General features: G+C 65.4%; 8 protein-coding genes and 1 pseudogene. 3 read left to right on the top strand and 6 right to left on the bottom strand.

Annotation, left to right across the window (positions count from 1 at the left end):
- Positions 1-3618, top strand: a 3618-nt coding sequence (locus HCZ87_RS13035) for a PEP/pyruvate-binding domain-containing protein (protein ID WP_167644313.1), incomplete at its 5' end; no start/stop codon positions are given.
- A gap of 21 nt (positions 3619-3639) precedes the next feature.
- Here HCZ87_RS13035 and HCZ87_RS13030 read toward each other — a convergent pair.
- The 6 genes from HCZ87_RS13030 to HCZ87_RS13005 all read right to left on the bottom strand — a co-directional run bounded on the left by HCZ87_RS13030 (position 3640) and on the right by HCZ87_RS13005 (position 9907).
- The gene (locus HCZ87_RS13030) at positions 3640-4341 is read right to left on the bottom strand and encodes an RES family NAD+ phosphorylase (protein ID WP_167644311.1); all 702 of its coding nucleotides are present in this window, start codon (positions 4339-4341) and stop codon (positions 3640-3642) included.
- Positions 4338-4727 (bottom strand): MbcA/ParS/Xre antitoxin family protein, encoded by a 390-nt coding sequence (locus tag HCZ87_RS13025; RefSeq protein WP_167644310.1) that lies wholly within the window; start codon positions 4725-4727, stop codon positions 4338-4340. Before HCZ87_RS13025 ends, HCZ87_RS13030 begins: the two co-directional genes overlap by 4 nt.
- A gap of 140 nt (positions 4728-4867) precedes the next feature.
- Positions 4868-6289, bottom strand: coding sequence for a sodium:alanine symporter family protein (locus tag HCZ87_RS13020; RefSeq protein ID WP_167644308.1), 1422 nt, complete (start codon positions 6287-6289; stop codon positions 4868-4870).
- A 96-nt stretch (positions 6290-6385) separates the two neighbouring features.
- On the bottom strand, positions 6386-7336 hold the full coding sequence (locus HCZ87_RS13015) for an asparaginase (RefSeq protein ID WP_167644305.1): 951 nt from the start codon (positions 7334-7336) through the stop codon (positions 6386-6388).
- On the bottom strand, positions 7333-8601 hold the full coding sequence (locus HCZ87_RS13010) for a nucleotide sugar dehydrogenase (protein ID WP_167644303.1): 1269 nt from the start codon (positions 8599-8601) through the stop codon (positions 7333-7335). Before HCZ87_RS13010 ends, HCZ87_RS13015 begins: the two co-directional genes overlap by 4 nt.
- Positions 8602-8719: 118 nt before the next feature.
- The gene (locus HCZ87_RS13005) at positions 8720-9907 is read right to left on the bottom strand and encodes a pyridoxal phosphate-dependent aminotransferase (protein WP_167644301.1); all 1188 of its coding nucleotides are present in this window, start codon (positions 9905-9907) and stop codon (positions 8720-8722) included.
- A 406-nt stretch (positions 9908-10313) separates the two neighbouring features.
- On the opposite strand from HCZ87_RS13005, the gene repA reads away from it, so the two are divergent.
- Together repA and HCZ87_RS12995 are read left to right on the top strand one after the other, a co-directional pair.
- The gene (gene repA, locus HCZ87_RS13000; protein WP_167644315.1) at positions 10314-11534 is read left to right on the top strand and encodes a plasmid partitioning protein RepA; all 1221 of its coding nucleotides are present in this window, start codon (positions 10314-10316) and stop codon (positions 11532-11534) included.
- A pseudogene (locus HCZ87_RS12995) lies at positions 11531-11796 on the top strand (plasmid partitioning protein RepB); the annotation flags it as partial. The gene repA and the pseudogene HCZ87_RS12995, both read left to right, overlap by 4 nt.

Below are 11796 nucleotides of genomic sequence, written 5' to 3'. Positions count from 1 at the left end.
GACGCGAACCTGAAGGAAACCAGCTACGTCGCGCAGGAAACCCACCCCCAGGGCCTCAGCACCGCCGAGGCCGCCGCGCTGCTCGCTGCGGGCGAGGTGCCGTTTTTCGACATTCGCGAAACCGGCGAGAACAGCATGGGCACCCTGCCCGGGGCCACCCATATCCGCTTTCCCGATTTCACCTCCGCGCCGCCGGTGCAGCCGGGCGACAGCGTGGTCTTGTTTTGCCATAATGGAAACCGCAGCTCTGAGACCTGTGCCAAGCTCGCCAAGATGGGCATCGACTGCCGCTTCATCGCTGGCGGGATCGAGAAATGGATCGTGGAGTCCCGCCCCTTCTCCGACACCCGCGTCCAGAGCCTCTCGGACCTGCGCGCCATTCCTGACTATCCCAACAAGGACCACTTGCTCAGCACCGATGATTTCACCGATCTGATCGACCAGGGCCCGCTGCAAATCGTGGACACCCGCTATCCCGGCGATTTTGCGACCGGCCATCTGCCCGGCGCGATCAATATCCCGCTGCGCGCCCTGCCCACGGCCGAGCTGAAATCGCGCATTGCCGCGCTGGATGACACCCCCACCGTCGCCGCCTGTTATGACCGTCGCAGCTGTTTCATGAGCCAGGTTCTGGGGCTGGAGCTGTCCGAGGCGGGCATCCCCTTTGCCGGGCGCTATACCGTGCCCTGGGAGTATTTTGTCGCGCCGCCCCCAAAACCCCATGTGGCCCATTGGCTGGCCGAGAAAAACAGCTCGCTCTGGGATAAGGCCATCAGCCTTATCAGCGCCGCGCTGATCTGGGGCCACATGCATGCGCATATCATGGTCAGCCTGCTGATGCTGGCGGCGATCTCGCGACTGCTGGTGCTGCCCATCGCGCTGAAATCCGAGCGCGACCAGATCGCCCTGCGCACCCATCGCGCCGAGCTGGATCGGATCAAGGCCAGCCTCGCGGCGGACCCTTTGCGAAAATCCCGCGCAATCCGCGCCTTTTACCGCAGCCTCGGCCTGACACCGCTGCGCAATATGACCGCGCTGCTCTTCCTGCCGCTGATGATGCTTGGCCTGCAATCGGTGGAGCGCGCCTCGGCAACGCTGGCCACGCCCTTCCTCTGGGTGGAAAACCTCGGCGCGCCGGACCCGACCTGGATCGCGCCCCTGCTGACCTGCGCGCTGGCGGGGATCTATCTGCTGCTGGCGCTGGCCAAGTCCCGGCGGGCGGCATTGCTCTGGCTGGGCCTCGGGCTTCCGGCGCTCTTTGTGCTGACCTATCGGCTCTCGGCGGCGGGCAACGCCTATCTCAGCATCAGCCTTTCGGGATTTTTGCTGCAATATCTCTATGTGTGTGGGGCACTTGGGCGCGGGCTGCGCGCCCTGCGCAGCCTCTCCAGCCTGCCACGCGGGGCCTTTGCCCTGCGCAACACCGCCCGTCTGGCAACAGCGGGCAACAAGGCGCTGCGTCTGTCGCGTCTGGCCAATGCCGGTTTTCCGGTGCCCGATGCCATCGTGCTGACGCCGCCCTTCCTCAACCGCTATGCCGCCATGTCCGCCGCGAACCGCTGCCAGCAAGCGGCCCGGATCTGGCGCCGCATCGGCCCCGCCCCCTGCGCCGTGCGCTCCTCCGCCAGCCACGAAGACGGCGCCGATCAGAGCTTTGCCGGGGTGTTTGACTCGGTGCTCGATGTCACCGGCCCGGACCTGCCCGCTGCGCTGGAGACGGTGCTGGCCTCCTTCACCTCCGCCCGCGCGGGCAGCTATCAGGGCGACAGCGCCGGCCATGGCAATATCCTGGTCCAGCGCATGATCGCGGCTGACTACGCCGGGGTTCTCTTCACCCAGGATCCGCAGGCCCCCGGCATGATGCTGCTGGAATGGGTCGAAGGCTGCGGCGAGGATCTGGTCTCCGGTCGCAAGACCCCCGGCAACGCCCGCTATGGTCGCTACAGCCTCACCGCCGAAGAAGGCACCCCCCCGGCGCCCTTTGATACCGCCGCGCTCTTGCAGATGGGCCGCGAGATCGAGGCCTTGTTTGACGGCCCGCAAGATATCGAATGGGCCTGGGCGGATGGGCAATTCTACATCCTGCAATCGCGCGACATCACCACGATGGCGGTGGGCAGCCCCGCGGATCAGGCCCGCGCCGCCGATTGGCGGGCACTGCTGAAACGCTATGACGACCGCGCGGCGGAGGAGATCATCCTGGAGCAGGACGAAATGAGCGAGGTGCTGCCGCGCCCGACGCCGCTCTCCTTCAGCCTGATGACCCGGCTCTGGGCCCCCGGCGGCAGCCTGGACCTCGCCTGCCGCGCCCTTGGCCTGCCCTATAACCTGCCGGAGGGGCGCGACGCGCATCTGGTCCGCCTGTTTGGCCGCACCTATGTGGACACGAGGCTGAAACAACAGCTGGCGATGGATCTGCGCGGCAGCCGCGCCAACAAGCTGCGCAAGCAGCTGCGCCCGGCGCTGGCGCGGTTTGACCAGCAGGTGCTGCCCGCCCTGCACGATCAGCTCGAAGACTGGCAGGCGATCCATGTCAGCGCCCTGCCCCGGCCCAAGCTGCTGGCGCATATCACCCGCCTGCAACGCTATTTCGTGACCGAAATCTACGCCGAGGTGGAGCAGATCAACATGCTCGCCGCCTTTGCGATGCAGCAGGCCAGCGCCGCCGCGCAGGGGGATCCGGCACTGCGCAGCCATCTGATGCAAGCCGATCTGCACCACTCGCCCGCCAGCCTTCTGGCGCAATGTCGCGGGCCCGCCGAGGTGGCACAGGCCCGCGCGCTGGCGCTGATGGGCCATCGCTCGATGTTTGATTACGAGCTCTCCTCGCCGCGCTATCACGAGGCCCCCAGCCTGCTCTTTTCCCTGCTGGACGTCGAGGCCGAACCGCTTTCGCCGGATCCGCTGCCCGCCGCCCTGCCGCCAGAGCTGCGAGAGACCATCGACATGGCAATCCGCTATCAGGACCAGAAGGAACGCGCCAAACACGAGGCCCTGCGGGTGCTGGCCGAGCTGCGCCGCGCCCTGCTGGCGCTTGGCGCGCTAAGCGGGCTGGAGGAGCTGGTCTTCCATCTGACGCTGGAGGAAGTGTTGCAAGGTGACTGGCAGGCCCCGGAGGCCCTGCGCGACCTGGCGCAGCGCCGCCGCGACCATGATGCGCTCTGTCAGGGGGCCGCGCCGCGACAGGCGGAGCTGAGCCTTCTGGACTGCGAACAGCTCAGCGCCGGACAGCGCCGCAGCGACAGCGACACGGCGCTTGGCGGCACCTGCGTGGCGGGCTCCGGTCAGGCCAGCGGTCGGGTGTTCTATGTCGAGGATGAATCCGCCTATGGCGAGGCCGCATTCGAGGGGTTTCAGCCCGGCGATATCCTGGTCTGCCAGATGGTCAACCCCGCCTGGCTGCCGCAGGTGCAACAGGCCGGCGCCGTGGTCAGCGCGGTGGGCGGCTGGCTCAGCCATATGGCCATCGTGGCACGGGAAAAGAACATCCTGATGCTGGTCGGCACCCGCGGCATCCACGGCTTGCAGCAGGGCCAGCAGATCACCGTGCATGACAGCGGCGAAATCGAGGTACAGACGCCGCAACCCGCCCCGCTGCGCGCGGGCGCCGCCAGCTAACCCCGCGCCGCGCCTCTGGGTTCAGGCCACCGCATGGAGCGAATAATGCGCTGTGCCCTCCCAGACCAGATCCCAGGAGGCCCCGGGGCGGACGTTCTGGATCGCGCGCGGCTCGAAACAGACAAGACAGCTGCCGCCCGGCGCCGGGGCGCGCACCGAGGGGTAAATCAACCCCCGCGACCCGGCCCGGCGCAGCTGCTGCGCCAGGCTCTGGCCTTCGGGATATCCAACCTCCGGGTCGGCCTCCAGCGCCGGATGGTCCGGCTCGTCGCTCAGGTCGTCAAACACGCCGATAAAATCCGCCAGCAGCTCCACGTAGCGGGCGCGATCCTCGAAACAGCCGGTAAAGCCAAGCTCCCGCGTGCGGTGCCAGGCCACTTCGCTCACCGACACGCGAACATCCCAGGCGCAATACAAGGCCCCGCGCGTTTCGCTGTTGAACCGGTTGCCCCCCTGCCGCGTATAGCTAAAGGCGGCGTTGACGTGGCTGTCGCCATAGATGCGCAGATCGCGGCTGCGGCGCTGCCAGGCCAGCTCGCGCGGGTCCAGATGCGGGTTGCGCCCCTTCTCGGCGATCAGCCGGCCGCTGGTCAGCCCTTCCAGCTCCGCCAGAATCTCCAGCTCCTCGTCGCTATCCACAAGGCCGCGCAGCGTCGGCGGTTTGTGGTAGGTGGCGGGCAGCAGGCGGACAAGACCCCGATCCGAAATCTCGGTCTGCCTCATGCCCCGCCCCTGAGCGCGTCCAGATAGGTCCGAATGGCGAGGATCTGCGGCAGGCCGCCCTCGATCGCCGTCTCGACCGGGCGATGACCACCAAATAACGGCCCCGCGTTGGGTCGCGTGATCCATGTCCGCGCCAGCGGGTCAGAAAAATACAGCTCCAGCGACTTGTAGATGCCAATCACCGCACTGAGCCGCAGCAGCTGGTCCTTGGTCAGCTCGCCCGCGAAATTCGGCTTCTTGGCGCGCTTCCAGGTGCTTTCGGACATATCGGCAAGCGCCGCCGCCTCTTTCAGGCTCAACCCCCAGGCCTCCACCACCCGCGCATAGGCCTTGAGCGCAACGGCAGTGATCTGCGCGGGGTCACGGGTCTGGACGGCAACTTGCATGGTGGCACTCCTTTGGGGTCAATATAGTTCATATGAACCACTAGTAAAGTCCACATGAACAGACCGATCCCCGGCACGCACCCACCGCAACGCAAAACAGGCCACCCAAGGGCGGCCTGTTGTCAGCGATTGGCTCTGGCTCAGCTTCGTTTGGGCCAGGCGTTGGGGTCCAGATCCAGATCCGAGAAAGCCGCAACATCCAGCACCGGGCGCTCGACCCCAGCGCGCAATTGTTTGCGGAAATCCTGTAGCACCCGCAGCGCGATCGGGAACAGCATCATCAGCGCCAGAAGGTTCACCAGCGCCAGCACCCCCATCATCGGATCCGAGAAGAAGAACACCGAGGTCGCATTCGGCGCCACCGCCCCGAGGAAGACGATGCCCACGACAACCAGCCGCAGCGCCACCGTGGCAAACGGGCTCTTGGTCAGCACCGAGATCGCGTTTTCGCCCAGATAGTAGTTGTAGATCACCGAGGAGAAGGCAAAGAGCAGGATCGCAAAGGTCATGAAATACTGCGTCCAGGCCCCCAGATGCGACACCATCGCCGCCTGCGTCAGCGCCACCCCGTCAATGCCGGTCGCCCCGGGCACATAGGCATCGCTCAGCAGGATCACGAAGGCGGTGCAGCTACAGATCACGATGGTGTCGATAAACACCGAAAACGCCTGGGTGATGCCCTGGCTGATCGGGTGGTTGACCTCTGCCGTGGCCGCCACATTGGGCGCCGAGCCAAGCCCCGCCTCGTTGGAAAACAGCCCGCGCCGCAGACCCTGGGCAATCGCCGCGCCCATGCCGCCGCTCACCGCTTCTTCCAGGCCAAAGGCGTTCTTGACGATCGACACCAGCACCCCGGGCAGATCGCCGATGTTCATCACGATCACGATCACCGCCATCAGGATATAGCCCACCGCCATGATCGGCACCACGACCTCCGAGGCTTTGGCAATCCGGCTGATGCCGCCAAAGACGATGATCCCGGTCAAAACGGCCAGAAACCCGCCGGTCCAGAGCCGGTCAATCCCCAGCGAGGCTTCCGCCGCGCCGGCAACCGTGTTGCCCTGAAACGCGTTGAACCCCAAAGCAAAGGCAAACAGCAGGCAGATCGCATAAAGCACCGCAAGCCAGCGGTAGTTTTCGCCCAGCCCATGCAGGATCGCCCGCGCCGGCCCGCCGCGATATTGCCCCGACGCCGGATCCGCGCGTTTGAAGAGCTGCGCAAGGGTGCATTCCACCAGGCTGGTCGCCATGCCGATAAGGGCAATCGCCCACATCCAGAACACCGCGCCCGGCCCGCCCAGGGTGATGGCCACCGCGACACCGGCGATATTGCCGCCGCCCACGCGCCCCCCGACCGAGACCAGCAGCGCCTCGCGCGCCGAGATCTTGCCGCTGTCGGTGCCGCCCCGCGTCAGCACCCGGAACATGCGGCCAAAATACTCCAGCTGAACAAAGCCGGTTGCCACGGTGATAAACGACCCGAAGATCACCAATATCGGAACGAGGGACCACCCCCAGGTCAGATCGCCAATGACGCCAAAGACCTGCTCAAGCATTTGCATCTCTACTCTCCACGAACGTGTACACGCGGGCGCAATACGTCGCTCACCCCCGGGATGCAATGCCTAAGCTTTGGGCAGTTTGTGAACGCCGCCGGGCTACTCCGCCCATTCGCCGCACAAACGGGTCTGCAAAAGCTGCCGGCGCGCCTCTGCGTCGCCAGTGACCGAGAGCGCATGCAGAAGCTTGGCATAGGCGGCTTCGACCGTCATGTCGCGGCCATCAATGGCACCGGTATCGGCCAGCATCGCCCCGGCGGAATAGGTGCCGATCGAGATCCCCCCCTCCGCGCATTGGCTCACCGCCAGCACCGGAACGCCGCTGTCGCGCGCCTGCTGCATGGCCCGGCGTAGCCCCAGACCCTCGGGCACGGTGCCAGAGCCATAGACCCGCAGAACCACGCCCTCGGCCCGCTCTGCCGCCAGCGCCACCAGATCGGCGTTCATGCCCGGTGCCACCGCCGCAATCAGCGCCGAGACCGCCGAATAGGGCTGCACCCGCAGCTCCGGCCCGGCGCGCAGCGGGGCGGCATCGCTGGGCGAGGCCCGGAAAGCATCAAAGGCCAGCGAATGCGATTTCCTGACCCGCGCGCCATGCAACAGCTGGCCTGCAAATTGCACCCAGACCCCGGCGGGCGCGGTCTGCGCCGCCACAAAGGCATCGCGCAGGTTCGCGGTGCCATCGCTGCCCTTTTCCGTCAGCGGCAACATCGCCCCGGTTAGGATCACCGGCTGCTGCAAGCCCACCAAACCAAAGGCCAGCGCCGCCGCCGTGAAGGCCAGCGTATCGGTGCCATGGGTCAGCACAAACCCGTCATAGCGCGCCGCCGCCCCGGCGATCTGCGCCATCATCCAGTTCCAGTCCTTAGGCGCCGCATCGGCGCTGTCGATCAGCGGATCGGCCGTGATCACATCGTAATCGGCGGTGATCTCACCGGCGCGGTGCAGCCGGTCCAGCTCCGCCTCGACCACCCCTGCCCCGGGGGTAAACCCACGTGCGCTGGCCACCATGCCAATGGTGCCGCCGGTATGGATCACACAGATCTTCATTCGCCTCTCCTGCCCAGGGGGTTCAAATCATACAGCAGCGCATCCGCCTTGCCGAGGGCGCGGATCTGCTCCGCCCCCATTTCGCGAAACGCCTCATGCGCCACCGCCAGGATGATCCCGTCATACTGCCCCGGCTCGGGGCTGGCGACGAGGTCGATCCCATAGGCGCGCCGGGCCTCGGCGGGATCGGCGCAGGGGTCGTAAACATCGACGCTGACACCAAAATCCTGCAATCCCGCGATCACATCGGTGACCCGCGTGTTACGCAGATCGGGGCAGTTTTCCTTGAAGGTCAGCCCCATCACCAGCACCCGCGAATCCACCACATGCAGCTTGCGCCGCAGCATCGCCTTGATCATCTGCTGCGCAACATAGGCGCCCATGCCATCGTTCAGCCGCCGCCCCGACAGGATCATCTCGGGGTGATAGCCCAGCTCCTGCGCCTTGTGGGTCAGGTAATAGGGGTCCACCCCGATGCAGTGCCCCCCGACCAGGCCGGGGCGGAAATGCAAAAAGTTCCACTTGGTCCCCGCCGCCTTCAGCACCGCTTCGGTATCCAGCCCCATGCGGTCAAAGATCTTGGCCAGCTCATTGACCAGCGCAATATTGATGTCACGCTGGCTGTTCTCGATCACCTTGGCGGCCTCGGCGATCCGAATGCTCTCCGCCTTATAGGTGCCGGCGGTGACAATGCTGGCATAAAGCGCATCGACCTCAGCGGCTGTTTCGGGCGAGGAGCCCGACGTGATCTTGACGATATCGCTCAGCCGCCGGGTCTTGTCGCCGGGGTTGATCCGCTCGGGGCTGTAGCCGACGCCGAAATCGCGGTTCAGCACCAGCCCCGAGTGTTGCTCCAGGATCGGCACGCAATCCTCTTCGGTGGCGCCGGGATAGACAGTGGATTCGTAGACCACGATATCGCCGGGTTTCAGCACCTTTCCCACCGTTTCGCTCGCCGCGAGCAGCGGGCGCAGATCCGGGCGGCGGCTCTTGTCGATCGGGGTCGGCACGGTCACGATATAGACGGTCGCGCCTGCGATTTCTGCCGCGTCGGCGGTCAGGGTCAGATGCGGCGCCGCCGCGAGTTCCTCTGTGCTGACCTCGCCGGTGCGATCCTTGCCCGCGCGCAGCTCCGCCACCCGCTCGGCGTTGATATCAAACCCGATCACCGGGCGCTGGCGCGCGAATTCCACCGCAAGCGGCAGCCCGACATAGCCCAGCCCGACGATACAGATCGTGCCCTCACGCGGGTGGTTGTTGCCCATGACGCCTCTCCTGCGAAAACCGAGGCCCCAGACCCCAAAGTGACTCCTGATAAAACGCCCAATGCCCCGGTTTCAACCGACACACAACAGAATCTGTGCCCCGCGCGCGGCGCGAAGGCTACTCTGCCGCGGCGCGATGGCGGTTTGCGACCTCCACCATCCGGTCCACCGCGCGGGCCAGAACCGCGTCATCGACGCTCACCGCCACCCGCACCCAGCTCTGCATGCAGCTGCCGAATGACGACCCCGGCATCACCGCAACATTGCCCTGATCCAGCAGCGCCCAGGCAAAATCCTCGCCCGTCAGGCCAAGCGGGCCGGCATCCACCAGCGCAAACATCCCCGCCTCCGGTCGGTTGACCCGCAGCGCGGTTTCCGCCTCCAGCCGCGCCGCCAGATCGGTCGCACGCCGGGCAAAGCGCTGTCGCATCCCCTGCGCCACCGGGGATCCCTCCCGCAGCGCGCGCTCGGTCATATCAGCGATAAAGGGTTGATTGCCAAACAGCATGGTTTCCGACACCGGCAGCAGCGCCTCGGTGAAGCTCTTTGGCCCCACCGCCCAGCCGCTGCGCAGCCCCGGCGCAGCGTGGGATTTGGATATCGACGAGACCACAATGGTGCGATCCGCAATCTCCGGCAAGGCCAGGGGCGACAGGAATTCGGCCCCGTCAAATACCAGATCCTCATAGACCTCATCCGAGATCAGCCAGAGATCATGTTCCAGCGCCAGCGCCGCGATCTCCTCCAGCTCCCGGCGTCGCAGGATGGCGCCGGTCGGGTTATGCGGCGTGTTCAGCAGGATCACCCGGCTGCGGGGGGTGATGCGCGCGGCGATATCCTCCGCCTGCATCCGAAAGCCATGTTCCGCGCGCAGGGGCACGGTCACAATCTCGGCACCGCTGGCCCGGATCACCCCCTCATAGGTCACATAGCTGGGATCGCCCACCAGCACCTCGTCGCCCGCCTCCGCCACGCCCTGCATCACCGCATAAAGCGCGGTCTGGGTGCCCGGAAAACACATCACGTTTTCAGGTTCAAACGCCCTGCCCCGCCGCGCCGTGTAATACTGTGCCAGCATGTTCAGCAGCCCGGCCTCGCCGCGCCCTTCGGAATATCGCGTCCGCCCGGCCCGCAGCGCCGCGATGGCGTCTTCGGTCATCTGTTCGGGCATCGCGACATCGGGCTCGCCGATCGTCATCTCGATGATCTCCTCGCCCCGCGCCAATCGCTGACGGGCCGCCGTATAGAGATCCCATTTTGCACCGCCAAGCCCCGCCAGACGACGGGTGAGCGAACTGGTTTTCATCCGATCCACCTTTCTCAATGGCGCAACCGGCTCGGCTGCCCCGCCTTGGCTTTCTTGTTATACATTTGTGCGACAAAGCGGAAGCCCCAGCGGCCAAGGCCCGGCGTTTCGCGCAAAACAGGCTCTAACAAGGGCGAAGTCCCTGCTCGACCTTTCGCGGCGCAGCGCATAGCCTGTGGCTATGTCTGTGGATAACTTGCGCCACCAGATTTAGAAAAACCTTGCGCGAATCCCACGTTAAGGTAAATAGTCACGAAAAGATAACGACAAACGTCGATTTCCGTGAACACGCTGGCGGGCAGCAGCGGTCGGAGCAGTTCAGGCTCTAACAAGGCATATTGCCGCTCGTCCGCCCCTGATCACGTATATAATGCGAGGGCAGAAACGCGCAATGACCACTGGTGACATGCACTCCGGGCGTATCGGAGACGCAGATCAATCCGCCGCCGAGGCGGTCCACGAGGATCTGAACCAACTGATCCGGCAGCATTCGGAGTGGCTGGCGGCGCAATTGCATTCGCAGCGCGAGAATCTCTTTCCCCCCGATGCCGCCAAGATGATGCGGAAATTCACCTCAGGCGAGGCGGCGAGCCTTCTGGGCGTCAACGACAGCTACCTGCGCAAACTGCATCTGGACGGCAAGGGCCCCTCGCCCGAGCTCACCCCCGGCAACCGTCGGCTCTATTCCGTGCAGGATATGCTCGACCTGCGCCATCTGTTGGAAAAAACCGCACGCAAAGCCGGGGATTACCTGCCCGGGCGGCGCGACGGCGATCATATGCAGATCATCGGGGTGATGAACTTCAAGGGCGGCTCCGGCAAGACCACCACCTCGGCGCATCTGGCGCAGCGGCTGGCGCTCAAGGGCTACCGGGTGCTGGCGATCGACCTTGATCCGCAGGCCTCGATGACAGCGCTGCACGGCGTGCAGCCCGAGCTCGATCTGCAAGACGGCGGCACGCTTTATGATGCCATCCGCTATGAGGACCCTGCCCCCATCGCCTCGGTCATCCGCAAGACCTATATCCCCAATCTCGACCTCATTCCCGGCAATCTGGAGCTGATGGAATTTGAACACGAGACCCCCCGCGCGCTGGCGCAGGGCCAGGCGGGGCTGTTCTTCTTTCGGGTCAAGGACGCGCTGGCGCAGGTCGATGACGACTATGACGTGGTGGTGATCGACTGCCCGCCGCAGCTGGGCTTTCTGACCATGTCGGCGCTGTCCGCCGCCACCGGCGTGCTGGTCACCATCCACCCGGAGATGCTCGACGTGATGTCGATGTCGCAATTCCTGCGCATGACCGCCGATCTGATGGATGTGATCGCCGAAAGCGGCGCCGATATGTCGCATGACTGGATGCGCTATGTGCTCACCCGCTATGAGCCCTCGGACGCGCCGCAAAACCGCATCGTCGCCTTCCTGCGCACCATGTATGGCGAAAAGGTGCTGAACGCGCAGATGCTGAAATCCACCGCGATTTCCGATGCCGGCCTGACCAAACAAACCCTCTACGAGGTGGAACGCTCGGCCTTTACCCGCTCCACCTATGACCGCGCGATCGAGAGCCTGAACGCGGTCAACGACGAAATCGCAGAGCTGATCCAGCAGACCTGGGGGCGCAAATGACCACTGGAAAAAAGAAACGCATGTCGATGCTCGACAGTCTCGCGGCGGCGGGGGGCCCTGCCCCGGCCGCCGCTGGCGGCTCGATGATGTCCACCAATCGCGCCCTGCGCGCGGCCCGGGACGCGGTGGATTCGCACCACGTCTGGGAGCTTGACCCGGTTGTGATCACTGACGACCGCCCCGCCGACCGGCTCGACCCCAATGACGTCGCCGACCTGCGCGAGGCCATTGAAACCAACGGCCAGACCGTGCCGATCCTGGG

It is taken from the genome of Phaeobacter sp. HF9A, from assembly GCF_011806385.1.
Taxonomy (GTDB): domain Bacteria; phylum Pseudomonadota; class Alphaproteobacteria; order Rhodobacterales; family Rhodobacteraceae; genus Epibacterium.
Note: the sequence above shows the minus strand (reverse complement) of the source record. Positions and strands in the feature narration are given on the sequence as shown.

Coding starts and splice junctions, on each gene's coding strand:
- HCZ87_RS13020 (WP_167644308.1), bottom strand. CDS start 6,289: ATGCAAATGCTTGAGCAGGTCTTTGGCGTCATTGGCGATCTGACCTGG.
- HCZ87_RS13005 (WP_167644301.1), bottom strand. CDS start 9,907: ATGAAAACCAGTTCGCTCACCCGTCGTCTGGCGGGGCTTGGCGGTGCA.
- HCZ87_RS13025 (WP_167644310.1), bottom strand. CDS start 4,727: ATGCAAGTTGCCGTCCAGACCCGTGACCCCGCGCAGATCACTGCCGTT.
- HCZ87_RS13015 (WP_167644305.1), bottom strand. CDS start 7,336: ATGAAGATCTGTGTGATCCATACCGGCGGCACCATTGGCATGGTGGCC.
- HCZ87_RS13010 (WP_167644303.1), bottom strand. CDS start 8,601: ATGGGCAACAACCACCCGCGTGAGGGCACGATCTGTATCGTCGGGCTG.
- HCZ87_RS13030 (WP_167644311.1), bottom strand. CDS start 4,341: ATGAGGCAGACCGAGATTTCGGATCGGGGTCTTGTCCGCCTGCTGCCC.
- repA (WP_167644315.1), top strand. CDS start 10,314: ATGCACTCCGGGCGTATCGGAGACGCAGATCAATCCGCCGCCGAGGCG.